22 protein-coding genes are annotated in these 25,971 nt (G+C 43.5%); 8 read left to right on the plus strand and 14 right to left on the minus strand.

Annotated elements, in window-relative coordinates:
• Positions 1–215 precede the first annotated feature (215 nt).
• Complete coding sequence (gene nhaA / locus AC2FA3_RS01695) at positions 216–1,418, plus strand: Na+/H+ antiporter NhaA (protein ID WP_490508027.1); 1,203 nt, start codon at positions 216–218, stop codon at positions 1,416–1,418.
• Between the two features lie 120 nt (positions 1,419–1,538).
• Entirely contained in the window at positions 1,539–2,939 is a 1,401-nt protein-coding gene (locus AC2FA3_RS01700; protein ID WP_490508028.1) for an oxygenase MpaB family protein, read from the plus strand.
• A 222-nt stretch (positions 2,940–3,161) separates the two neighbouring features.
• Here the strand turns inward: AC2FA3_RS01700 and AC2FA3_RS01705 are convergent, their stop codons facing one another.
• Positions 3,162–3,899, minus strand: coding sequence for an NUDIX hydrolase (locus AC2FA3_RS01705; RefSeq protein WP_490508029.1), 738 nt, complete (start codon positions 3,897–3,899; stop codon positions 3,162–3,164).
• Positions 3,900–4,023: 124 nt separating this feature from the next.
• Between AC2FA3_RS01705 and AC2FA3_RS01710 the strand changes: the two genes are divergently transcribed.
• Both AC2FA3_RS01710 and AC2FA3_RS01715 read left to right on the plus strand, forming a co-directional pair.
• The gene (locus AC2FA3_RS01710; protein WP_227679343.1) at positions 4,024–4,539 is read left to right on the plus strand and encodes an HPP family protein; all 516 of its coding nucleotides are present in this window, start codon (positions 4,024–4,026) and stop codon (positions 4,537–4,539) included.
• Positions 4,540–4,910: 371 nt separating this feature from the next.
• The gene (locus AC2FA3_RS01715) at positions 4,911–5,474 is read left to right on the plus strand and encodes an NUDIX hydrolase (RefSeq protein WP_201609283.1); all 564 of its coding nucleotides are present in this window, start codon (positions 4,911–4,913) and stop codon (positions 5,472–5,474) included.
• A 92-nt stretch (positions 5,475–5,566) separates the two neighbouring features.
• Here the strand turns inward: AC2FA3_RS01715 and AC2FA3_RS01720 are convergent, their stop codons facing one another.
• Positions 5,567–8,629: an insulinase family protein gene (locus AC2FA3_RS01720; protein ID WP_490508030.1), complete on the minus strand. Its 3,063-nt coding sequence runs from the start codon at positions 8,627–8,629 to the stop codon at positions 5,567–5,569.
• A gap of 354 nt (positions 8,630–8,983) precedes the next feature.
• On the opposite strand from AC2FA3_RS01720, the gene AC2FA3_RS01725 reads away from it, so the two are divergent.
• A complete protein-coding gene (locus AC2FA3_RS01725; RefSeq protein WP_201544406.1) occupies positions 8,984–9,445 on the plus strand; it encodes a universal stress protein in 462 nt (153 codons plus the stop codon).
• A 148-nt stretch (positions 9,446–9,593) separates the two neighbouring features.
• On the opposite strand, the gene AC2FA3_RS01730 is transcribed toward AC2FA3_RS01725, so the two are convergent.
• Positions 9,594–10,526 carry a LysR substrate-binding domain-containing protein gene (locus tag AC2FA3_RS01730; RefSeq protein ID WP_490508031.1) on the minus strand — a complete coding sequence of 311 codons (933 nt, stop codon included), beginning with the start codon at positions 10,524–10,526 and terminating at the stop codon, positions 9,594–9,596.
• Between the two features lie 192 nt (positions 10,527–10,718).
• Between AC2FA3_RS01730 and AC2FA3_RS01735 the strand changes: the two genes are divergently transcribed.
• Positions 10,719–11,801: a YeiH family protein gene (locus AC2FA3_RS01735; protein ID WP_490508032.1), complete on the plus strand. Its 1,083-nt coding sequence runs from the start codon at positions 10,719–10,721 to the stop codon at positions 11,799–11,801.
• Positions 11,802–12,023: 222 nt separating this feature from the next.
• On the opposite strand, the gene AC2FA3_RS01740 is transcribed toward AC2FA3_RS01735, so the two are convergent.
• The 5 genes from AC2FA3_RS01740 to AC2FA3_RS01760 all read right to left on the minus strand — a co-directional run bounded on the left by AC2FA3_RS01740 (position 12,024) and on the right by AC2FA3_RS01760 (position 17,073).
• Positions 12,024–12,233: a cold-shock protein gene (locus AC2FA3_RS01740; RefSeq protein ID WP_010201661.1), complete on the minus strand. Its 210-nt coding sequence runs from the start codon at positions 12,231–12,233 to the stop codon at positions 12,024–12,026.
• Positions 12,234–12,499: 266 nt separating this feature from the next.
• Positions 12,500–12,922 carry a YbaN family protein gene (locus tag AC2FA3_RS01745; RefSeq protein ID WP_490508033.1) on the minus strand — a complete coding sequence of 141 codons (423 nt, stop codon included), beginning with the start codon at positions 12,920–12,922 and terminating at the stop codon, positions 12,500–12,502.
• A gap of 163 nt (positions 12,923–13,085) precedes the next feature.
• A complete protein-coding gene (locus AC2FA3_RS01750) occupies positions 13,086–13,481 on the minus strand; it encodes a hypothetical protein (protein ID WP_490508034.1) in 396 nt (131 codons plus the stop codon).
• Between the two features lie 276 nt (positions 13,482–13,757).
• The gene (locus AC2FA3_RS01755) at positions 13,758–13,967 is read right to left on the minus strand and encodes a hypothetical protein (protein ID WP_490508035.1); all 210 of its coding nucleotides are present in this window, start codon (positions 13,965–13,967) and stop codon (positions 13,758–13,760) included.
• A gap of 136 nt (positions 13,968–14,103) precedes the next feature.
• Positions 14,104–17,073, minus strand: a complete 2,970-nt coding sequence (locus AC2FA3_RS01760; protein WP_490508036.1) for a valine--tRNA ligase — start codon at positions 17,071–17,073, stop codon at positions 14,104–14,106.
• A gap of 337 nt (positions 17,074–17,410) precedes the next feature.
• Between AC2FA3_RS01760 and AC2FA3_RS01765 the strand changes: the two genes are divergently transcribed.
• Positions 17,411–18,493: a formate/nitrite transporter family protein gene (locus tag AC2FA3_RS01765; protein WP_490508037.1), complete on the plus strand. Its 1,083-nt coding sequence runs from the start codon at positions 17,411–17,413 to the stop codon at positions 18,491–18,493.
• A 141-nt stretch (positions 18,494–18,634) separates the two neighbouring features.
• On the opposite strand, the gene AC2FA3_RS01770 is transcribed toward AC2FA3_RS01765, so the two are convergent.
• The 6 genes from AC2FA3_RS01770 to AC2FA3_RS01795 all read right to left on the minus strand — a co-directional run bounded on the left by AC2FA3_RS01770 (position 18,635) and on the right by AC2FA3_RS01795 (position 24,218).
• Positions 18,635–19,558: a bile acid:sodium symporter family protein gene (locus AC2FA3_RS01770; RefSeq protein ID WP_490508038.1), complete on the minus strand. Its 924-nt coding sequence runs from the start codon at positions 19,556–19,558 to the stop codon at positions 18,635–18,637.
• A gap of 484 nt (positions 19,559–20,042) precedes the next feature.
• The gene (locus AC2FA3_RS01775) at positions 20,043–20,555 is read right to left on the minus strand and encodes a YbjQ family protein (RefSeq protein WP_490508039.1); all 513 of its coding nucleotides are present in this window, start codon (positions 20,553–20,555) and stop codon (positions 20,043–20,045) included.
• A 48-nt stretch (positions 20,556–20,603) separates the two neighbouring features.
• Positions 20,604–21,107: a YbjQ family protein gene (locus AC2FA3_RS01780; protein ID WP_490508040.1), complete on the minus strand. Its 504-nt coding sequence runs from the start codon at positions 21,105–21,107 to the stop codon at positions 20,604–20,606.
• 233 nt (positions 21,108–21,340) lie between these two features.
• On the minus strand, positions 21,341–21,898 hold the full coding sequence (locus AC2FA3_RS01785) for a UPF0149 family protein (RefSeq protein WP_490508041.1): 558 nt from the start codon (positions 21,896–21,898) through the stop codon (positions 21,341–21,343).
• Positions 21,899–22,278: 380 nt separating this feature from the next.
• A complete protein-coding gene (locus tag AC2FA3_RS01790) occupies positions 22,279–22,515 on the minus strand; it encodes a PA3496 family putative envelope integrity protein (RefSeq protein ID WP_201544387.1) in 237 nt (78 codons plus the stop codon).
• Positions 22,516–22,703: 188 nt separating this feature from the next.
• Positions 22,704–24,218, minus strand: a complete 1,515-nt coding sequence (locus AC2FA3_RS01795) for a hypothetical protein (protein ID WP_490508042.1) — start codon at positions 24,216–24,218, stop codon at positions 22,704–22,706.
• Between the two features lie 436 nt (positions 24,219–24,654).
• On the opposite strand from AC2FA3_RS01795, the gene serB reads away from it, so the two are divergent.
• Positions 24,655–25,842, plus strand: coding sequence for a phosphoserine phosphatase SerB (gene serB, locus AC2FA3_RS01800; protein WP_490508043.1), 1,188 nt, complete (start codon positions 24,655–24,657; stop codon positions 25,840–25,842).
• Positions 25,843–25,971: the final 129 nt, after the last annotated feature.

Consider the following 25,971-nt stretch of genomic DNA (forward strand, 5'->3'; position numbering starts at 1 on the left):
GAATAAAATTGTGAGAAACTAGAGCCACCTATTTGTTACATCAATCTATGTCAATATTGATGACGGTCTATTGCTTTAACTAAGCTTAGGTTTATTTAGCTTAGTCAAAGCAATAGACCAAATTGAATCGAAGCAGACCGAATCAAAAGATATAACAATAGGTACTTGAAGTTTTTGAATGATTTAGCACGTTTTATTTAGTCAATGAGGATGATATGGCAATACAAAAAATAAGAGCATTTTTTAACCTCGAGGCGTCAGGCGGCATTGTCTTAGCGCTGGCAGCCATCGCGGCAATGATTATTGCCAATACTCCTCTGAATGCTTGGTATGAATCCTTTATTCATGCGCCCGTTGTCATTCAAATAGGCAGCTTTGCGATTGCAAAGGACGCCCATCATTGGATCAACGATGGTCTGATGGCAGTGTTCTTTTTCTTAGTTGGTCTTGAGCTCAAGCGTGAAGTGCTCATCGGCGAGCTCTCCAACGTCAAGCAAATTATCTTACCAGCTGGCGCGGCGTTGGGCGGCATGATTATGCCCGCTATCGTCTACTTGCTCTTTAACTATAATGAGCCTGAATTTTGGAAAGGTTGGGCGATTCCTGCGGCGACCGATATTGCCTTTGCCCTTGGCATTTTAAGCCTACTTGGCAATCGCGTGCCAAATTCATTAAAAGTCTTTTTGGTATCTATTGCTATTTTCGATGATATCGGCGCTATTTTAATCATCGCCTTATTTTATACCAGTGACTTATCGCTCGGCTCGCTCGCTATTGCTGCTCTTTGTTTACCGTTCTTATATCTACTCAATCGCCGTAACGTTACCAGCATCACCCCTTACATACTGATTGGGGTCATTATGTGGATTGCCGTGCTCAAATCTGGCATTCACGCAACCTTGGCTGGGGTGGTACTCGCTTTATTTATTCCATTATTTGACCGTACTGACCCTGAACACTCTCCACTTGAAGAACTTGAGCACGACTTGCAAAACACTGTGTCTTACGGGATTCTGCCATTATTTGCTTTTGCCAATGCGGGTATCTCACTCAAGGGCGCGGGTTTTGCCGAGCTGTTTCATTCGGTGCCACTGGGTATTGCTGCCGGACTGTTTATTGGTAAGCAAGTAGGTGTGATGCTCATGTGCTGGCTAATTTTCAAACTGGGTATTTCTACCATGCCAAAAGGTATGACCTTTAAGCAAATCTACGGCGCAGCGTTACTTTGCGGCGTTGGCTTTACCATGAGCTTATTTATTGGTGGTCTGGCCTTTGGCGGCGCGACGCCATTATTTGATGAGCGTTTAGGTATCATTATGGGTTCAATCGTTTCTGGTATTGCTGGTTATCTGATGCTAAAAGCCACTCTAAAAGACGATGTTAATAATACCTCGGTGGATTTAACCCATCATTCGTAATCATTAATTGAGCGACTTTGTAATGAAGTTGCTCAATACAACTAAGTTACTTAAAGCAGCATCGCCCAATGCGCTTACCATTAGTTCATAAAAGCAGACGATATAGAGTAGCTAATAAATATGGATCCCATCAATATCGCTAAAAAAAATGTTGCCAGTACTCGGCAAGATACTAACATCCGTCAAGTGCCTGACCCTCAATACGCGCATCCCTCTTATCAGCGTCATGGGCGCACGACGGCGATTGACGACCATAGTGACTTGCAAGTCTTAAAGCGTATCAAGCGTTATTTATTGCCAAAAGACTTTGTTATCTCGCAAGATTTGTTGGAAGAAATAGTTGCTGGCTACGATATCGGTGATCCAATGGCAGATGCTTTAGCCGCTGATGGCATTCGTTTTGCCAAGCCTTTACAGCAACTTATTATCAGCGACAGTAGCAATAGCAATAGCAGTAAATTCGATGCTAATCTCACAAATAACCCTGCATTTAACGCCTTAACCGAGCAATTTAGCAGCCATCCTACTTGGTTTGACCCCAAGCTTGCACAAATCGGTGCGGTTGCTTATCGACGTTACCCGCTGATGCTGATTTGGCTATTGCGTAATGTCGCGCTAATGGCAGGCTATAGTATTCCCGCCCTCTCCCTGCCGCTCATTCAAACGGGCGCATTGATGCACGATGCCCTACCGCGTTTGATGCGTACTTATGCGTATATCCTAGCCGTCTCTGAACACCCGCCATTACATAAGCCAAATATCAGTACGCACAATAACCGCCAACCTATTGAGCAAGTATTGGCGATTGGCTCAGAAGGCTGGCGGCAGTCTATCAAGGTGCGGCAAATTCACACTATAGTGCGGCAAAACTTGCTCAAAGGTAAAGGCAATGCAGCTAAAGGCATCATAACCAATGCCGACCAACACCATAATCCAGATGGCAGTTGGAACACAGACTACTGGGGTATTCCTATCAATCAAACCGATATGATTGCCACCCACTTACAGTTTTCATTATTGATTATGCGCGGGTTACGGCTGCTTGGCGCCCGTATTAGCACTGAGGAAGCCGAAGGTATCCTGCATCTATGGAATCTTGCTAGCTACTGGATGGGCGTTGATTTACAGCGCTTACCAAAAGATGAAGCCGCTTGTTGGGAATGGCTCTATACCTATTTATCGATTCAGCAGCTTGATTTTAAAATGGGTCAGCCGCTAGCCAAAGCGCTACACGATTTGCCGCGGCAGCTGATGGGTGAGGACAATCGCCGTGGACGTTTCGTTGAGATGGTCAATGCCAGCGTGACCCGTACCTTGGTCGGTGATGATATCGGCGATGGCCTAGATTTGCCAAAATCTAAAATCCGCTTTGGCGTCTTATCTTCGGTGCCGATTCTTTTTGCGCTCGATACGGCACGCCAGCACAATCAAACGGTGGCTGAAAAATTGGAAGCCTTCCGCGCCAAACGCCAAGATAATATGAACTGGTGGCTGAAGAAAAATGATGATTATTATAAATAACGTACGATAAATACAGAATAATAGAAGCAGAAAAACCGCTCAACATTAAGTAAATCTATAACAAGTAAATCTATAACGAATATTATTAGTAGTAAATAGAATATATTAAGCCATTATCAACCGCCTCTACAATAACTATAATAAATCCGCAAAAGACGCGCTTTGGTTAGAGAATGGTTCTACTTTAGATACTTCAATCGATAACCTCAACCGTTATGCGGGTTAATTACGCGTATTCTCGATGCGGTAATACCACTCAAGCTGCCGATCAAAGCCCGTTTCCAACAAGCTAGCAATGACGCGTCCTGTCAGACCCCAAACCGTTTCACCATCAACCTGCCAGCTGGGTGTGAGGATGGTCGCGGTCTGATCTTGCATCGCATATTCTACCGCATACTCAACGGTAGGCTGAGTCAGCAAGGTTTCAAAATCTGCCCAAAAGATACGTGAGATTTCGCCAAGCTCAGGCACTAGCAATAAATCTGGTGCAATCAGCGCCACAATGGGACGCACACTCATACCGCTTTTAGAGGTTTGAATGGGTAATTGACCAAGCAACTGGACTTTATCAGGTGGTAGCGCCGTCTCTTCGCAGGCTTCACGCAAGGCGGTGACGACATTATTACCATCGCCTGCGTCATGCTTACCGCCAACGCAAGAGACTTCGCCAGCATGACTGTTCATATGGGCGGCGCGGCGGGTTAGTAGCAGCTTAGGATGGCGCTCGTGGGTAATGGCAACCAATACCGAGGCATCGGCAATCGGTGTCTGATATAAGCTATCTAAAATGCGAGCGCTACGAGAAGTGTTAGAGCCGTCGTACAACGCCGGACTGCTGACGGCATTTAAGGTCTCTTGCTGCACGCGTTCTGCCAATTTTCGAATGGTGGGATAACGAATAAAGTCGGGCACAGCGACTGAAAATTCATCAAAACGTGCAGACTGCGGGAGGAATAACATTATTATTGCCCTATATTTTTATCAGTATGAAGCATCAATGTTGTTAAATATAAATAGCCATTAAATATAAATACTGACTACGAAAGTAACCATTTTAAAAATCATATTTTTTTAGGAAATAGTCGTGGATAAGATTTTTTCATTAAATAAGATGCAGGGCAAGATTGATGATTGCCCGCAAAGATTGCCATTAGTCATCATCGCCCTTGCTTGGGTTGGCGGTACGTTTGCAACCGCTATACTGGCGCTACTAGGCAGTTGGCAAAATGTCGCCATGATTTTGGGCTCGTTTGGTGCCAGCTGTTTGCTTATTTTTGCTTATCCAGAGAGCCCCTTTGCGCAGCCTAGAAACATCGTCGGCGGTCATCTTATCACCACTTTTACTGGTCTATCATTTTTGACCTTGTTTGGTATCGAATGGTGGAGCTTATCACTGGCGGTCGGTACGGCGATTGCTCTGATGCTATTGCTGCGCGTACCGCATCCACCTGCCGGCTCTAATCCATTAATCGTGATGCTCGGCGGCGTCAAATGGCATTTTTTAATTACCCCTACTCTGGTCGGTGCGCTCGCCTTGGTGGTGGTTGCTCTCATTTATAACAATATCGGTCGCGGTCGCCATTATCCACGTTATTGGTAAAGCTATCCTTTAAGGTATAAAAGTAAAGCCATCATTTATTATTTAACATCAGTCTAGCCTAGCGCAATCTGAACACGACTGCATATACTTTCTGTGACTGGACTGGCGCGGTAATCGCTGCCCCGACAGCGACGCATAAAAATACCTTCTTTCATAAACGTAAGGCTAGCTACAATTAGCTTAGCAAAAATGTGTGCTTTTTATTATCACTGCCAGTGCGATGAGAATTTGTGTTATCTTAGGCTTAATGGCTATTTTCAAATAAAACTTGATAGGCTAAAGTCATATTATTTTATAAAACAAGAATTATAATTCTTCAAATAATGACAACCTTTTCTTATTCCTCTTTTTTATTATATAAGGCAGTTGATATGCGCTATTGTCTACAATGCGGTCATGAAGCAGAACGCAAAATACCAACCACCGATAATATCCCGCGTTTGGTATGCCCAAACTGCAATTATATTCACTATGAAAATCCAAAAGTGATTTGTGGCTCGCTGGTCGTGCATAAAAACAGAGTACTGCTATGTCGCCGTGCGATTGAGCCACAATATGGCTTATGGACGCTGCCCGCAGGCTTTATGGAAAATGGCGAAACCATGGCAGAAGGTGCCGCGCGAGAAAGCTTTGAAGAGGCGGAGGCAGTCGTTACCAACCCGCACTTATATTGCTTATACGATATTCCTGATATCGGTCAAATCTATAGCATTTATATCACCGAGCTAAAAGATGGCGCTTATGGTATTGGCTCTGAAAGTCTTGATTGCGCTTTATTCACCGAAGAAGATATTCCGTGGGATAAGCTTGCCTTTGAAGCCGTACGCCGCACGTTAAAAAGCTACTTTGCCGACCGTAAGCAATATGATAACCATGAAGACTTCCCCATCCATCAAGAGTTGATTGGCAAAGATCAAGCAATCAAGCGCTATTAATCCAGCTTTTAAAAATACTACCCACAATAAAAACCGCCGCTTTCAATATAAATATTGAAAGCAGCGGTTTTTTGTATAGCAATTAAACGCTACTAGCTTTTAATTTTACATACTTTAAAGCCAAGCTCTTGTACCGCAGCTTCCTTATCATAAGGCGCAAGTACGGCACGGACATGCTTTTGCCCTTGCAGATATTGCTTGGCAACGCGCTGTAAATCAGCAACTGTCACGGCCAATATTGCCGCACGCATTTTACGCTGCCAGTCGACGCCGCGATGATGCAAATCAGCAAAGCACGCTTTAATCGCCTCCCCTGCTGGAGAACCCGGCTTATCCATGCCTGAGATAATGCCTAAGATAGCTTCTTCTAATTGCTCATCCGTTTGCGGCTCATTCAATAGCCATTCGATACTGGCATCGAAGTGCACAAAGGTCTCCGCGCACTGTGGATCACGGTAGCTAAAGAACTTAAAGGCGCAAGCGTTGGCATCATAGCCCGCGCCGCCACCATAAGCACCGCCACGCTCACGAATGGCACTGTGCAGATAACCATTGCGTAGATAAGGCGCTAATACCATTAAGGCTGCTGTATCAGGATGATCAGCCGCTGGTACGGTATAAGCACTGGCATTATGATAAACGTTGGTTGGAACCAACCACGCCAAGTTTTCAACGGCTACTTCTTCTATTGCAGCCGTATTTTCACCATTTAATGCCGCATCAAGTTGCAACTCGGTAAACTCGCTTGGGATATTGTCCTCAATACCCGCATCAGAGTTTGTTATTTTTTCAGCAATCTTTGGCGCTTGACTGTCTTTCCAGCTATCAACAATCAAATTACTCAAGCGTTCGGTTTGCTCTGCTTCACAGATAATAACGGCATGCTTAGGCAAGCTGATTAAACGTTGATGTAAATCCATCAAACTGGTTGCTAATTTATCCCATTGCGCATCGTCAGTACTGGCATGGCTTAAGAAGTCTTTTAGCGCGTTCAATGCTGGCAGACCGCTGCGCACATATTCTAGCTGCGCTTGGCGACTCATACCACGACTGGCCGTTTGCATGGCATAGGAATGACCTGAACCGGCAAGATTTGACTGCCAACTGGCTTGACGCTGCTGCAAGATTTCTTTGATACGGTCATGCTCACTAAAGACGCTATGCTCCATGACTTCTTTTAGCAAATCAATTGCTTCAGGCTTACGATTTAGCGCTCGCGTTGCCACCACAAAGTAGCTGCTAATCGCTTGACTGTCATCGATATTGGTACGTTGACTGACACGCGCTGTTACACCGGATGAATGCGCCGCTTGCTTGGCTTGCATTTCATGAGCGCTTAGCGAATCGGTACCGAGCTCAGATAATAAGCTTAAGTAAATCGGTAGCAATGGATGATTAATCACTTCATTAACGGGTAGCTCGCTGGTATCCTGATTGCCAATCGCATCGGTCAACGGCACAATAATTTGATAATAATACAAGCCATTGGTGCCCGCTTCATATTCAAATAAGGTGCTGTCTTTGCCGCTTAAATTAATCTGCTTTTGCGTGCCTTCTTTAAAGCTAATATCGGTTGGTACATCTTCCAGACCGACTTTTGGCAACAAACTTAAGTCATCAGGCGCGGCTTGGCGCGCTGCCAAATCTAACGCTTGTTGTTTTAAGATAGCTTTATCATCAGCGGTCAAATCCATCTCGATGGTATCAAGACGAGTCTGCTCAGCTGCTGCCAAACGGGCTGTTTTTTCACTATCAGGCGTCATTGTGACGCGCACACGGTGCTGATTGTCTAGCAAATGCTGCTTGATTAAATTTGGTAACCACTGCGCATCTTTTACTTGCTCACGTAGCCATTGTAAGTGCTCATCAACTTCCCAAACATCGATAGGGTTGCCATCATGAATCGCGGTACTAAAGCCTTCTAGCATTAGATTTAGACCATACGGCATGCTATCCCCGCCGATATGACGCTGATCTATCTCAATCTGATGCAGGATGGTTTCAATAGTTTCATCATCAATCGGTTTGCTAGCAACCTCTTTAAGCAAATCAATAATGCCCTGCTCTACCGCTTCGGCATGCTCAGGATTAGAGCCACGTAATCCAGTATAAAACACCATTTCATAATGACTGTCATCAAGTCCTAATAACGGGCTTGGTGCTTTGCCGAGTGGATGGCTGTCCAAATACGCACGCAGCGGCGAACCAGCATGCTCAACTAATACGCCTTCTAATAAACGCAAGGCTAAACGCTGCTTTGGATCGGTAATTGACGGCAATAACCATGCAACCACATGATGGGTTTGATCAGGACCCGCTTCATCAGCAGTATAAGTGTCAACAGCGCTAATCGGTGCAGACAGACGCTTTTCTGGACGTGAGACATGTTTTTTGCCTGCTTCAAATTGAATTAAGGCATCTTCATGGATTTTAGCTTGAGTTTCAGCGACGGGAATATTACCAAAGCTCATAATCACGCTGTTTGATGGGTGATAATGGCTTTGATGAAATTCTACTAGCTCATGATGGGTCAAGTCAGGAATATCAGCAGGATCGCCGCCCGAATTATAATGATAGGTAGTCGTTGGGAACAAATGATGGGCGACCGTATGATACAACTGGTCAATCTCGCCACTCATCGCGCCTTTCATCTCATTAAAAACGATACCTTTAAACTGCGGCTTATCATTTTCGTCTAACTCGACGCGAATGCCTTCTTGGGCAAAATCAAGCGGATGAATATTGGGGAAAAATGATGCATCAAGATAAACTGCCAACAAGTTAAAATAATCATTTTTATTTTGCGTAGCATACGGATATGCGGTCCAATCGGCAGCGGTCATCGCATTCATAAAAGTATTGAGCGAACGTTTAATCATTGAGAAAAACGGGTCACGGACGGGGAACTTCTCAGAGCCACACAAAGCCACATGCTCTAAAATATGCGCTTCACCTTTTGAATCCATTGGCTGAGTGCGAAAGCCCACCAAAAAAGCATTTTCGTCACTTGGGTGCGCTAAGTGATAATGCATTGCCCCCGTCTTAACATGCTGACTGATCAGCACATCCATCGATAGCGCCTCAATATGGCGATGCTCAATCAGCTCAAAGGCAGAGTGCAAAGTTAGATCAGTAGTAGATAACGTGTCGGTCATAATTTTTCCTATAGACTATCCTGAGAGTTTTCCAGTCAATCGCTCATTTAGCCAATAACTAGTAACGTATGTCAGGATAAGCAATCAAAAGTGGTGAGATTATATTTATGAAATTCGTTTGCATAACAATAGCAGCGTTATAAAAAATGTCTGGGTAATCTTTAAATAGAATGGCATTTAGCAGCTAAAAAGAGTTTGCCTAACGAAACTAGATGGGGCTAAGAGCTCGATAAGTCAAGACAGAACAGGGATAAAAGTAATAACACATAAAGATAGTATGGAATTAACAAAGCCTACTTAACAGCAGCCAGTAGTAGTGCTATAGTAAAAATCATCTGTTACAAGGAGCAGCTCATGAGTTACGAACATATTTTATTGGTCACCGACTTGATGTCCGACGCTGATGTGGTCGCCCAAAAGGCCAAACGTATCGTCGAGAATCGTCCTAACGCCAAACTATCGGTATTGCATATCGTCAAAGATACTATGGTCGGCTTCGGCTATGAGCTGGTGCCTGCCTCAAGCTTATATGATGAAATTGATGACGAACGCTGCCAAGAAGCACGCGCTAAATTGGCTCAGTTTTTGGATCGTAACGACTTACATGCGGTAAATTCTGAAGTGACCACCGCCATCTCTAACAGCGAAGGTATCGTCAATTATTGCCACAAGCATGAGGTTGATTTGCTGGTCATTGGTCGTCACGAACGTCATGGTATTGCTGCTTGGCTTAGTGGCGCGACAGCAGATAATATCTTGCCCAATGTGCCTTGCGATAGCTTAGTCGTGAGACTGGATAAACCAGTTAATAAATAACTCTAAAAATAGACTTAACGTCGTTCCCAAGTTATTTGCAACTATTAAAAAAACTCATTAAAAAAAGCGCATTGTCTGACAGTGCGCTTTTTTATTATCAATTAAAATAATAAATATCTTCGCCCGCGCCTCTATATTTACTAAAAAATCAATCTTCTATCAAAATATCAATAAAACTTTGCCAAATGGGGCTTTGATGGCGGGATTTATGCCAGACTAGCCACCACGTACGCGACAAATCTATACCCGCGACCTTAACTTGCACCAATTTTCCTACTGTAAGCTCCGCTTCAATGACATGCTGTGATAAACAGCCAAGTCCGATATCGGCGCTCACCATATGTTTGATGGCTTCTGATTGCTGAATCGCCATCACAATCTCGGCATGCGGCAGATATTGCAATAATTGCTCATCGATAATTTGCCGTGTACCTGAACCCGCTTCTCGTACCAATAATGGTAGCCTTGCCAGTTGTTCCGCGCTCAACTCATAACATTTTTCTTTATCGTTATAGGCCATTTCTGTCAGCCATTTACTATTACGCTTAGCAAATACCATCAAGGTATCGGTGCGCCAAGCGCGCTGCTCAATCACCTTCATATCTGTCGGGCGCGGCATACCTTCTACTAAAGCAATATCAATATTCAATTGCTCAACCTCGCCGACCACCTCTTGGGTATTGGCAATATACATATCGATATGAGCATCCGGTAGCGCGACATATAGCTTGGCAAGCAGCGGCGGCAGCACATAATTGCCGATAGTGGTACTGGCACCAATATGAATTTGCCCTGCTTGATGCTTATGATAATGCTCTAGAGTTAAAGCCTGCCCCAAGATAGCCTGCGCCTGTATATAAATAGGATGGGCGTTTGGATGCTGATTAAGCCTGCGCCCGACGCGCTCAAATAGCGGCATCTGCAACCTTGCTTCTAATTCTGTCAGCGCGCTACTGACCGCTGACTGCGACAAATGTAGCGCCTCACTTGCACGGCTGGTACTGCCCGTTTGATAAATACTGATAAACACTGATAGCTGTTTAAGGGTAATCTTTGGCAGCATCTGTATGGTTTTTTTCATAATTACTCTGACATCCTATGCTACTTATAAACTTTCAAAAACCTAAACTTTAAAATCGTTTCTTAACCCAAAAAATCGATAGTTTATATCTTATTAATCTGTTTTTATTATAAATCGACATGACTTATACTGTCTATTCATAAGCTTATGCTTATTTCGATTATAGTTAATAAATAATAGGATGCGTACGACATGAACGCTTTAGCACAAAACATGCATAATTACTTTCCGCATAACCGCCATATTTTGGGGCTGATTGTCGTGCTGATTGGCAGTTTGTTTTGTTTGTGGCTGAATATGAGCTTAGATACGTGGTCGGACGGGCGTATTGTCGGTCTGTCGTCGTTGACGCTAGCAATCTTATTTGGCATGGTATTGGGCAATACACTGTACCCAAATTTTTCCGAGCAACTTGATGCTGGCGTTAACTTTGCTAAAGGTCAAATATTACGCCTTGCTATTATTTTTTATGGCTTTAAGCTGACTTTAACCCAAGTCGCTAGTGTCGGTATGCCAGCCGTTATGACGGATGCATTGGTATTAACCTCGACGTTTTTACTCACCTATTGGCTAGGCACTAGATGGCTCAAAGTCGATAAGCAAACGACGTTATTGATTGGTTCTGGTGCCAGTATCTGCGGTGCGGCGGCGGTGATTGCTGCAGAGCCAGTGGTCAAAGCGGAAGCCCATAAAGTCACCATTGCCATCGCCACTGTGGTAGTCTTTGGCACGATTGCCATGCTGCTCTATCCGTTTTTATATCAGCTTGGCTGGCTGCAACCTTGGTTAAACGCCCAGCAATACGGCATTTATACGGGTTCAACCATTCATGAAGTGGCGCAAGTGGTGGTCGCAGGTAATGCTGTTAGCACTGAGGTTGGCAATACGGCAGTCGTCACTAAAATGATACGGGTGATGATGCTCGCGCCTTTTTTACTGATTTTATCGTTTGCTTTGACCACAGGTAGTAGCAAAAATGGTGAAAAACCGTCATTGATGAAGCGTGTACAACAAGTCAAAGTGCCATGGTTTGCCTTTATCTTTATATTAGTGGTGTTACTGCATACTTGGGTGCCGATGACGGCAAGCTTTGAGCGTAGTATGGTCATCCTTGATGATGTGTTGCTTACCATGGCAATGTTTGCGCTGGGCTTAACCACGCATCTAAGCGCCATTAAACAAGCGGGCGTTAAACCACTTATCTTAGGGGCGATAATGTTTGCTTGGCTTATCGTTGGCGGAGGACTGATTAATATCGGCATTGCTTCACTTTAATTACTGCACTCTAAAACAGTTACTGAACAAACACCAAAACCGAAAACGCCGACGATTATGATGATAATCGTCGGCATTTTTGTTCTAAGACTTTGCTTAATGTCTTATTGTCAAAGCATTTATCATAAGTCATAGGCGATAAATATAAACAACAGACGAATAAAAAACGAACCCGAAGGTTCGTTTTTTATTCATCTTGCTCTAGTTGTCTATAAAGACAGATTAGATAGCAACGATGTTATGAGCTTGTGGACCTTTTTGACCTTGAGTTACAGTGAACTCAACTTCTTGGCCTTCAGCTAAAGTTTTAAAGCCTGAACCAGTGATTTCGCTGTAATGAGCGAAAACGTCTGCGCCAGTTTCTGGAGCGATAAAACCAAAGCCTTTAGCTTCGTTGAACCACTTAACTGTACCTTTTTGAGTATCTGACATAATATAATCCTACTTTTTAATTTATTAATGGTCTAGTGACCGGTAACGCTTGCAAATAGCTACTGAACGATAAATATTAAAACGAAGGATTATAACTAATACTACGAGGTAATGATTTGGTGCAGAACTGCTCTTAAGCTTGGGGGTATTATAGGCAGGATAGTTCAGTATCGCAAGCCTTATCTCATCTTTCGTGTAACTAAGTGCAACTATTGACTGTTTTTTAGCCTTATTTTCACTGTTTTCCGGCATTCAGCATAGAAATTTTAAGCATTGGGCAAACGAAATAAAAACATCGCTACGCTAGTACAGACAACGGCTACCAGCCATGCAACCCATACCATATCGGCAGGAATATTAAAAAATAACATCGTTGTCGATATGGTCATCATTATTGTTGCCAACCACTTCGCATATAGCGGTACGGCGCGGCGATCTTCCCAATCACGGACATATTTACCAAAATATTTATGATTAATCAGCCAAAAGTGAAAGCGGCGTGAGCTACGCGCCCAGCAACCTGCTGCCAGTAATATAAAAGGTGCAGTCGGCATCACTGGTAATAAAATACCTATAATACCCAATACAAAAAACACCCAACCCAGTATCACAAACATCCAACGCATTGCGGCGCTATTATGTTGATTGGTCTTTGGTCGATAGTAAAAAGCTTTCTTCGGTTGAGTCATGGGATTTTTATCAGTCAGTGTTAGACATTCGGTCGTTAAGTATGGACTACCTATATAAGCTATCAAAGATAAAGAAGTCGATAATCCAATTCAAGACTGATTTTGCACGGTTTTGCTACTGAAGCGTAGTTTATTTAGCAGTTAGGTAAATGCAGATCGTTATTCACCATAATTTGGCAGGATAGCTTTCCCAATAATCAGCGATTGCCTTTGGAAAGCAGTATTCTTTTGGCATCACGGTAATGGCGATTGGCACTAATATGGACTTGGTCACGCCGCCGATACTCTCACAAGTGGCATCAGTCGGTACGTCATAATAAATCACCCGCAAGGTATTCTGCGGACAGAGGTCTGAACACTGGAAGGATTTGACCACTGCTATACCATGATGATAGCCAATGACCCACTGCTGCGCGCCTTCGATTGGTGCGGATTCTTTTTGCTCAGCGGCTCGAATAAGATCGGCGTCAGTCAAGGTGTCTTCATTGGTGGGTAAAGAGACGCAAGTCGTTAGACTTGCTATTAAGAGGATTAGAGTGAACAATTTAGTGGTGTGCATGGTGTCTTTCCTTTGACTATTTTAACTGGTTTTTCTGCGCCAAGAATATCCTATCCCGAACCTTTCTTCGCCTGAATGACATATGAATACAGTGCGGCAGATAGTGCATTTACACTCATAGCTTGCTTCAAAGGGACGCTCATGTTGCACTTTTACTAATATATTAACCAATCCTAAACTTTCCTCTTTCTCAGGATCTGGCTTAATATACTGATACTTGATACATCGACAAGCACCGTTATCTATATATTTTAAAAAGGTGATGAACTTGTCCATTTACCCTAAAACTAATTGTCGTACACCATTGTTTGACCATGTTTCAGTCTGTCTTAAAACTTCAAACTTATCACGATATTTAGCTATTCCTCTAAGAACACTCATATCAGGGATATTCATTATCTCATAGTCTTTTACTTCGCTAGGAATAATTTCTTTATCAGCGAATGTGTCATTTTTTATGGATTGTATGATGTCATCACTTTTCATCATTAGCTCTTCTGTTTATTTCACTAGCCATCAGTTATATCATAAAATCAGAAAAATTCAGCAAGAGTTCAGAGATAAAAGAGCGCTGTCACAATTGTGACAGCGCTCTTTGCTAGTACAGATATCTAAGTGTGAGTTACAGCGCCTTTAACTCTTCCATCTGCGCCGTCATCGCCGTCAACTGCCCTTCTAGCTCAGCCAGTTTCGCTTTCTCAGCATCGACTACTTCCGCAGGTGCTTTACTGACGAAGCCTTCATTACCAAGCTTGCGCGAGATACCTTCCGCTTGACCTTTCAGCTTATCATATGACTTACCCAGACGAGCCAGCTCAGCCGTTGGATCAATCAGACCTTTCATCGGTACAAGTACACGTAGCTGACCGACCATACTTGATGACGATAGTGGCACTTCATCGCCTTCTTTGACGATCTCTAGGCTCTCGACTTTGGCAAGTGCTTTAAACTGGTTTTTGATACGTGATAGACGCACATCTTCATCAGCAGAGATATTTTGTAGGAGTACTGGCAAGCGTACCGCATTACCGAGTTTCATCTCACCACGAATATTACGCACGCTAGCGATTAGCTCTTGTAGCCATGCCATATCGGCTTCAGTTTGTTCACTTATTTGGGCAGTATCGGTTTGTGGATAGTCAGCCACCACAATGCTGTCAGTATTTTTACGATTGAGTAGTGGCGCAACCGTCTGCCAAATTTGCTCAGTCAGATACGGCATGATGGGATGGCTAAAGCGTAGCGCCGTCTCTAACACGTGCAGCAGTACATAACGGATTTGCGCTTTACGCTCGCTTGATACCGAGTCATCATTGAGGCTGGCTTTGGCAAGCTCAACATACCAATCGCAGTATTCATTCCAGATAAATTCATAAATATCATGGCTGACCATATCGAGGCGATATTGAGTAAAATGCTGATGGATATTAGCAACCGTTGAGTTTAGACGACTCATAATCCACTTTTCTGGTAATTCCCAAACATCCATGTTGGCTGCTTGGTCAATCGCTTGCGCATTACCTTCTTTATCCACACAATTCATCAATACAAAGCGGCTGGCATTCCAGATTTTATTACAGAAGTTACGATAACCTTCGACACGTTTTAGATCAAAGTTGATATCGCGACCAGTACTGGCAAGGGAGGTAAAGGTAAAGCGCAGCGCATCGGTGCCAAAGGCTGGGATACCTTCTGGGAACTCTTTACGCGTTTGCTTTTCGATTTTGGCCGCGTCTTTTGGATTCATCATGTTGCTGGTGCGTTTTTCAACCAGCGCTTCCAAATCAATGCCATCGATGAGATCGATTGGGTCTAAGACATTACCTTTCGATTTGGACATCTTCTGACCATTACCATCACGTACCAGACCATGAACATAAACGGTCTTAAACGGTACTTGCGGCGTGCCATCTTCGTTTTTGACGAAGTGCATGGTCATCATGATCATGCGTGCAACCCAAAAGAAGATAATGTCAAAACCTGTGACCAACACGCTGGTTGGGTGAAAGGTTTTAAGCACGCGCGGATCAGCATTGACGTCTGCCCAATCAAGCGTACTAAACGTCCAAAGTCCCGAGCTAAACCACGTATCAAGCACGTCATCATCTTGGCGTAATTTTACATCAGCGTTTATATTATATTTAGTGCGTACTTCCGCCTCATCACGCGCGACATAAATCTCACCAGTCGCATCGTCATACCACGCTGGGATACGATGTCCCCACCAGAGCTGGCGGCTGATACACCAGTCTTGTAGATTATTCATCCACGCCATATACATGTTTTTGTACTGCGCAGGGACGAACTCGATGCTGCCGTCTTCTACCGCGTCAATCGCAGGGCCAGCAAGCTTACTCACCGCCACGTACCATTGATCGGTCAACCACGGCTCAACGATCGTACCGCCACGCTCAGCACGTGGCGCTTTTAGCGCGTAGTCTTCGATATCTTCTAGCCAACCTTGCTCACCTGCTTGCTCAACAAGGAATTTACGCGCCGCAAAACGTTCAAGTCCAGCGTATTCACTTGGTGTGGTTTCTAACGTTGGCTCACGGACCTGCAAGTCAGCGTAAACCTCCATTGCTGGCAAAATGTTAGCGCGCTCATCAAGGATATTAATCAATGGCAAGTTATGACGACGACCGAGTTCATAATCGTTAAAATCATGCGCTGGGGTAATTTTTACACAGCCGGTACCAAAATCGATATCAACATAATCATCGGCAACGATAGGCACAATGCGACCAGTAATCGGTAAGGTAATGGTTTTGCCAATCAAATGCGCGTAACGCTCGTCTTTTGGATTGACCGCAACGGCGGTATCACCCAGTAAAGTTTCAGGGCGCGTGGTCGCTACAACTAAGTAGTTTTTGCCGTCTTGAGTGGTTAAGTCTTTATCGGTGAAATGATAGCGGAAATGCCACAAGCTGCCTTTTTCATCAATGTTTTCAACTTCTAAATCTGATAGCGCGGTTTGGAATTTAGGATCCCAATTGACCAAACGCTTGCCACGATAAATAAGACCGTCGTCGAACAGACGCACAAACACTTCTTTGACTGCATTAGACAAGCCATCATCCATGGTAAAGCGCTCACGCGACCAATCGACCGAGCTGCCCAAACGGCGAATCTGACGGGTGATATTGTCGCCCGACTCTTCTTTCCATTCCCACACTTTATCGATAAAATCTTCGCGCGTCATATCACGGCGCTTGATACCTTCAGCTTCTAGACGACGCTCAACCACCATTTGGGTAGCGATACCCGCATGATCGGTACCCGGTTGCCACAACGTATTGTCGCCGTCCATGCGGTGATAACGCGTTAGGGCATCCATAATCGCATTATTGAAACCATGACCCATATGCAGCGAACCAGTGACGTTCGGTGGTGGCAGCGCGATAGAAAACGACTCATCTTTATCAAAGCTTGGCTTAAAATAACCGCTGTCTTCCCAGCCTTGATACATGCCCGCTTCGACCTCGGCAGGGTTGTAGGCGTTCTCTAATTGGCTCAAGGCCGCTTGAATAGATTCGGTTAGGTTGGTTTTAGTGTTTGTCGTAGTATTGGTATTGATATTAGGATTGCTCATAATAGAATGGTCTTTTATTAAAAATGAATGTGGTCAAACAAATACGTTGAGAATAAGGAAAATAATTAATAGAGTGATTTTAACGCAGATAGCCATATTTTGTTAGATGCTAAGGACATTTATCAGCCTTACAGGGCGGCATTGCCCCATTAATAACCTTAAACATCAATAAATAACCCCAATCGACTGAACTTCCAACAAAAGGAATCCTAGTCGTGTTATAAAATATGGGTGGTGTGATGACTTATATAGCCTTCATATATCGACCTAGTTATCGCATAGTATATAAATGGCGTCTTTATCCTAAAATCACTATCTCATAAACAGCGAGATGACCGTGTCCCAAGATACCGAGCACACCTATAACAATAGCAGCCACTCTGAAGCTGATAAAATAGACGATAAGCACTCGACTGATGATAGTGCTCATCAACAATCTAGTGCTGGAGATAAAGACGTTAACGATGCTGATATGACAGACGACACTGAGGTGACAGAAAGCTTAAAGGACGAAGATTTCTCTGAGGATATTAGCGAGGCAGACAAAGAAACCATCAAAAAAGTCGCCAACGATGACAATTTAAGTCAAGCAAAAAGCTATGCCAGTATCTTGGTTGAGCAGGTGATGGATGCCAGAGAAACTTTTGAGCGCTCGCTTGGCTCGTTATTTACCAGCGCTTTTACCGCTGGACTTGAGATTGGCATCAGCTTCTTTATGATTTTATCGGCTTTTGCACTATTGAATGGCGTATTACCGAGCCATTACGCTATCGTACTCGCCTCCCTACTTTACCCGATTGGCTTTATCATCGTGGTCATCGGTCAGTCGCTTTTATTTACCGAACAAACCTCGCTGTTAAGCCTACCTGTGCTCAATAAAATTGAACCCTTGCACAAGCTGCTACGCCTTTGGGGCATCGTCATCGCAGGTAACGTCGTTGGCGGCTGTTTATTTGCTGCTTTGATGATAGGTTTAGGCTTAAATATGCAGCTGTTTAGTGTCAGCGACATTGATACTTATGCCGAGCATATTTTAGGGTTTAGATGGTGGGTGATATTTGGCAGTGCCATCTTGGCAGGCTGGATGATGGGCGTCACCGCGTGGCTCGTGACTTCAGCGCGCGATACCCTTAGCCGCATCGTCTTGGTGACGCTTATTACTGGCAGTATTGGCTTTTTAGGATTGCATCATAGTATCGTGGGCAATATCGAGATATTCTCAGCCTTAATCTATGGCAATACCGTCAGTTTGGGGCGCTACTTGCTATTTTTGACGGTGATATTGCTGGGCAATACCGTCGGCGGCGTGGTGTTTGTGGCGGTACTTAAAAACCGTACTTTCTTATTTCAAATCGAAAAAGTGAAAGAACAAACCGCTAAAGACAAGTTAGAGACAAGCAAAAAAACCCGCCGACCTTGATTGGTATTGGTTAATACTATAAATAGATAAGTTGCCTATTACCCATAACAAGGTTCAAACCTGTTATGGGGTTTCATGATTAAGCAATAACGATAGTCTGTTCAATATAATGTGGATACGTCTATATTCAATCATTCCTGCCTACAGCATACGTGCTGCCAACACACTACTTTCTATCTCAGACTTTCTCAATTTATTGTGCCGAGCGCTAAATATACGCACCAAAATCCCTGCGCTTAAGAACATCACCAAGGTATAAATGGCTGGCATCATCGACATGTCATAGTTAGATAATAGCGTTAATGCCATAAATATCGACAAGGTACTGTTTTGTAGACCGACTTCTAGGGTGACCGAAGTTCTTTGTGCTAAGTTAAGACCAAACCATTTACTACTGTAATAACCGAGCGCCATGGTTGAAAGGTTCAATAATACCGATATGGGACCGGTAGCGATAAAGGCGTCGACGATAATATCTCGTTGCACATAGCCCAAAAACAGTACTAAAAACGTTAAAAAAATCACTCCAAATCGAGACACATATAGTTGTGAGCGATCGGCGACTTTTGGTGCATAGCGTTTAATCAACATCCCGATACTAATAGGCACAATCGTCAGCAATACCAAGGTAAGCACGGTTTTTAATACTGGCAATTCAAACTCACTACCACTGCCCATAAAGTAAATCAATGAAAAGCTCAGCACGATAGGAATGGTAAATACGGTAATAACGCTGGCAATCGCGGTCATCGTCACCGAAAGTGCCACATCACCTTTGGCTAAATAGGTAAACAAGTTTGAGGTGGTGCCGCCCGGACACAATACCAGCAGCATAACTCCGACAGCATACTCTGGGCGTAATGGCATGATATTGGCTAAGGCAAAGCCAATGATTGGCAACAGTATCAATTGATTGGTCAAGCCTATACCAACGGCTTTGGGGTACTTCAACACTCGTTTAAAATCATTGGTGACAAGGGTCAGACCCATGCCCATCATGATTAAGAATAAGCAAATAGGAATAACAACTGAGTTTACTAAAGTGACTAGCGCCAAACTTTCCATAACTACATCCCTGTAGATAAGACCTATCGCTAGGTCAGTTTATAATGATTAAATGCGGTTTGATTAGCAATCCTTGCTAATGCTTTTCATACTTATTAATGGCTATTTATCGTTAATAACACTTATAAATGACGTTCATCGCTCGTTTTAAACAAGGCTAATTTTAAATAAGGGCCGTTTTCAACAATTTGTTATAGCATATTTCACATAATGCTACTGCTAATTGTCGACAATAATTAACAAGTGACAAGTAATAATCAATAAAGCGAGTATATAGTGTAAAAATTATATACATTTGCTTTATTCAACGACTCATCAGTCAAAGTCGAAATATGGGGATTTTGTAAGAATAAAGGGGAGTTTAGCGAGATTAAATGAGAATGTTAGCCACGATCTTTTAGATAATTTGGGTCGTGATAATTCAGATGCTGAATAACTTAAGCGTTAAGTAAAGATCATTAAATAGCTATTACGGTATAAATATTTATTTTTTAAAACTATTGGTAGTGACTCTGATTGAAGCTTTAGTAGGATTTTCAGTACTAAGTACGGCGGTACCATAGGCAATGGCTTCAACCATGCTGCCCAATTGATTGATATTACTGACCTCAAAACGTAAACCGTAGATATGATTATAGCCTTTCGCTTGCGCTTGGCTGCGCATACGCACCACTGCTTCACGGCGAGCGCGATCGAGCAAGGTTTCATAAGTGGTGAGATTTTTACCAAAGATACTTAAAACGCGAGCAATGACCATTTTAAAATAATCTTGTGCAATCACCACGCTGCCCATGACTAGCTCACCCTCAGTGTTGGCGGCAAGCTTCGGCACATAAAAGCGCTCCGTCGATACGATAATATGGCTGAGCTCTTTTTCTGAAATTTTTAAGCGTACCAAGTGCTGACGCTCATGCCGTGAGCCAAAAAACCACCCGAGGACAAACAGTACGATGAGCGGCGCGTAGTTCATCAGCATTTGGGTGAGGGAGTTATTCATCGGACGTCTCGTAGCAGCAAAAAGCGTTGCCGCGCTTTTTATGGTTCATTAACCAAAAGGGTTGAAACGTGGTAAATCATCATCAGCCTTTGGTGCTTGAGGCGCTGCTTGACTGTGACCTTGATTATTATTGTAACTCTGATCGTAATTATGATTATTGAAATCACCATGACCTGAGTGATTGTTTGGTGGTTGCTGCGATTGGGGTGAAGACATGGACTGCTGCGGCATCGGTACGGCTTTCACCGCTGTGCCATAAACAAACAGCTCAGCGGCACCTTGCGCAATGCTAGAGGTTGAAAACCGTAAGCCCACGACTGCATCTGCGCCCAAGGCTTCTGCCTTAATAACCATGCGATCGATTGCTTCTTGGCGTGATTCATCTAACAGCTCGGTATAAGCGGTCAGCTCACCACCGACAATGTTTTTCAGGCCAGCAAATAAGTCTTTACCAACATGCTTTGAGCGCACAGTGCTACCGTATACAACGTCTAAACGCTCGGTAATCTGATAGTTTGGCAGGTGCTCAAGATTGGAGAGTTGCACAGTCATAGTACAGCCTTATCGGTGACTTGAAGGGATTCACTGAAGGTTTAGGCTATCAGTAAATAGTAATGAAAAATGCTTATAGACAATATTAATTAACAAACAGCATTTATTGATAGAAAGTATTTGATTATAGAAAGCATTTAGTGATAGAAAGCGTTTATCGGCATAATGTACCAAAAAACGCCCTCTACTTCATTATCTATCTATTTGCCTGTCAATTTTATAGATAAACCGCCTTAGTCTTTAGTATGGAACAATAAAAACAACTCAGTTAAATTGCCTTCAATACTATTAGCCATTTGCACCATTTTATCTTCGTCGGCACGCATTTGCGCAAGCTCTGGATCTTCATCATCGATGCCACTTAGCACAATCATCGGTAAGGTTAAAACGGCTACATCTTCTGCAGTCTCTTCATCTTCAAACCAATCACTGGCTTCATCGCCATACATCGCATCGACAAAACCAATCGACCAAGCAACGATATCTGAATCGTCTGAAAAATCGACCGCCACTTCTTCGTTACCAGCATCTTCACCAAATGGTAGCTCAATCGGCGTTTCGTTTTTGAGTTCCGCCATGATTGATTCGCGCCAGCGCTGAATACCGTCGAGCACATTTGCAGGAATTTCGCTGACATGACCTTCAAACAACGCCTCTATCCAATTTGGCAACGGACGACCAATAACAGTCGCGGTCAAAAAACCATGGGTGGCGACACTATCGAGCACAAATGCGCTTTCTTCATTGTCCAAATAGTCTAATAATTCATCGAAACTGAGTGGGTTATTCATAGTGTGGTAGTCCTTGGAGGATAGGTTATATCAAGTGCAATAAATAAGTGACGCAATACAAAAGGCAGGAAAGCTAAACATAAAAACGGTAGAACTATATATTTAAAAGCGCTAATTGTTTAAAAGAGCCGACTGTTTAAGAGCGATGATTGGCGCGTTATTTTTGACAATCTGATTTCTAACACTCTAATAGCATGATAGAAATCATTAAAAACGCTTCACAACCAGCTTAGCATAACGCAGTAAACATCATGATTTAATAATGACTACTATTAATAATCGGTAATACGCTTCAGCAGTTAACAACTTTCGGTTAAAAACCCGTGATACCAGCTATTATTGTTAGTTATTAAGCTGAAACCCATAATAGTAATGACGATTTAAATATCGTCATCTTCCCAATCATCACCATCTTCATCGAAATTATCGATATCGTCAAGATCGTCTTTTAACTCTTTGGCCAGACGTTTCTCTTCTAGTAAGTTGTCGATTAGGCGACGTTTTTCAAGGCTGCTTAAGCGTGTACGTACACTGGTTTCAGCCTCTTCGACCATCTTTGCATCATCGTCATCAACAAAATCGTCATCAAAATCGTCATCAAGATCAGCGTCACTCATGACAAACTCCTATCATTTTTCGGCAAGGGTATTAAAAATACGTGAATATATATATGCCTTATAAAGTCTCTACCTAGTGTTGTCAATCTTTTTTATCACTATGAGCTCATTACACACAAAATCAAAACGTAGGCTGGTGTTTATCGCACAGGCAATTGTAGGGGTTCATCTGCGTCTAACGCTTTAATCTACTCTGTCTTTTCTGGCTCTTCAATCATCAATACCGCATTACGTACATCTGCTAGGCGCTGTATCATGGCGTCATTACCGCCATCAAATATCGCGCATTCACGCTCATAAACGGTCGTTGGACGCATGATGTTTTGTACCTGTACATGATGACTGATTTGTTTAAGACCAGCATTGGGTAACAAAATAAGCATTTGCTCTTTTTTACCGACGCTATCTAACAGATGACTCATCGCCTCGACTTGGGCATTGTCACTGACGCCCGCTTTTGCTGGTAAAGCAAAACGTGATAGCTCAATATGCTTGTCGTGAATGATTTTATTCAGCATCAAATACAGTTTGCCAAGCATTACGCCTGCCAATGCGACTTTGGCGTGGCTATTATCTGCTTTTAGCATGACATAAGCACCGGTTTCATCAAAGTGTGGCTCATTTAGGGCGCTGACCCCAAGTAGCAATGGCTGCTTAAGTAATTCAGTCACTGCTTGGTTTAAGAGTTGGGTACATAATGCCAAATAAGGCAGGCGCTGCGATGGTGCTAGACGCTCGAGCATATTGAATTCATCGTGAAAGACAATCTGGACGCTGACACTATCGAATGGACGAGTGGCGGACAAGCGCGCTGCACTATTAGCTTTATGGCTGTCATTATTGACGTTAGCATTAGCAGCGGCCACTTCATCTTGTATGCTGTCTGTGCCAGCATTACTCATATCATTATCAGTGGTATCATTAGTAGCATCAAGCTCAGAATTTTGACCTTGCTGTTCTCTAACGTACTGATTTACCGCACTATGAATATCTAGTTTACGCGGTAGGTCTAATTTACGCGCATTTGGATTTTTGTTATTTGCATCGCTCATGGTTCCACTAGTGGCGCTATCAAAATCTGTTGATGTAGATTCAGTTTCAGTTTCACCGCCACGCGCAAAATCTCTTTCATAACCACGCTCAAATTCACGTTGATCGATTGGTCTGTACTGCTCACGATGCAAGTCTTGAATATCACGGCTGAGCGCATTGATTTGCTCTCTGGTTGGGCGCGCAATATAACCATAAATCAGCCATAGCAATAAATGCAGCAGCATTGAGCCAATGACAAACGGCCATTGCATAGCGATAATCTCACCCTTGCTAATATCTTTTAGCGTCAAGGCCACGCTACCAATGACCGCATCGCCTTTGGTGGCGATTTCAGTAATGGTATCGCCTTGCTGCATCGGCGCATTACCGACTGGCACTAAGATATCGCCATTATTGTCTTTAATCAGTATGCGGGTCACGTCCTGCTCGCTGGTATAGCGGTTGGCAATGACGCTAAGGCTGACGCGGTCTTTATTTTCTAAAGACAAGCGCGCTTCATCAATAAGCTGGGCGACCATTTGCTCACCCTTTTGGGCACGGCTATTGGTCAGCTGCTGATCGGTACTGATGACCAATAACAGGGTCTGCAAACAAAAACTAACCAGAAGAATAATGGCAAACAACCCTTGCCGCGGCGCTAAATACGTCATGATATGTTAAACTTTTTTGGATAAATGGAAGTAAAAACGAGGCTATGGCTCGTTTTCTGGAAGAGTACGCAGCTATCTTTTTTACATTTACTTTGTCTCAATTTACTACCGCAGCCACTCGCTAAATAATATTTAATCAAATGCCATTTACGAGACCTTGCCATCGTACAGCAGATTTGTTGTGCAAGTATGTTTGGCGCACGCGCCCATCAACAAACCCCTGCTTATTTTCTCTACTATATCATCATAGTAAGGGTTATGGCGTTAGGGAATAGCACAAATTTATTGTAAGAATTTTCTTTTATTCGATGGCGCTTTTTAGGCATGATAAGCATTGTTATCTGACTGTGAGACTTTGTACCTCATCTATAGGCGCTGCCGAGTAAAGCTGTTATTATTCCCAATCTTATATCAGCATACAAGGGACAATTGAGCGATGCAAAAAAATACATCTTACTCGTTACCAAAAGACAGCAAAGCCTGGCAACAAGCGGTCGATTCTGTAGCGTCATTATTGCCTGAGGGTACTAATCTACAAGATTTTGATGCGCTGCAATCCTTGCCTGTTTTTGCGTTGATTGTGGTATTGCCTACGCATGTATCCTCGCTCGATATCCATCAATATGTGCAGTCATGGGTGGATGAACAGCCTAACTGGCATTTGGTCACCGTAGCAGAAGATGCCGATGCCAATTTTGTCGATGTTGAGATTGCTGATATAGACACCACGCAGCCATTTGCCAAGCGCTCATTTGTTGATGTGCAAGTGTTCCGCTATTTGCTGGTGCCAGTCACCGATACTTTGATGCACCCTGCCAAGAAGACAGCAGCAGCGCACATTATTGATGACCAATTGACCACGCGTCTACGTCATGACTTAGCCGAAGACTATAAAAACTCGCAAAGCGCAATAAGTGGCGAGCACTTAGACGTTGTCGACTGTCATATCTTATCGCTCGGTCATATGCTTCGTACTCATAAGCTGGCCTGTTTTGATATGGACTCTACCTTAATTGAGCAAGAAGTCATCGTTGAGTTGGCAAAAACCGCTGGTATCGGTGAGCAAGTCGAAGCCATTACCGAAGCGGCGATGCGCGGTGAGATGGATTTTGACGAATCATTTGCTCAGCGCGTGGCATTATTAAAAGGTATTTCAACCAGCGTACTTGATGATATCTGTAGCCGTTTAACCTTGTCGATAGGTGCGCGCACAACTATCAGCGCGCTTAAAGCCTTAGGTTATCATACCGTCTTGGTGTCAGGCGGATTTACCTATTTTGCCCGTTATATCGCTGAGCAATTGGGCATCGATGAAGTACATGCCAATGCGCTAGATATCGACGAAGGCGAAGTCACCGGTCATGTGCAACTGCCGATTATTAATGGCGCGAAAAAAGCGGCGATTGCTGAGCATACCGCTGAGCGCTTAGGTATTGATATGTCGCAAGTGGTCTGCGTCGGTGATGGCGCCAATGATTTACCGATGATGGCACTGGCAGATTTGGGTGTGGCGTTTAATGCCAAGCCCATCGTCCAAGCGCGTGCAGACGCCGCAGTTAATGTCACAGGGCTTGAAGGCGTACTTTATGCCCTTGGCTATCCAGCCTTTGCCCGCACTAAATAACGCTTGAATATACTAAAAAATTAGCTAGGTTAAGGATTTGTCTTTAGCCTAGCTTTTGTGATTGAAGCTTTTTATCTTTATATCTCTTTTACCCTATTCATCTTACTTTTAACTTGTTAAATAAGAAAG

The sequence above is a fragment of the Janibacter sp. CoH_79_TC_3 genome, from assembly GCF_058197955.1.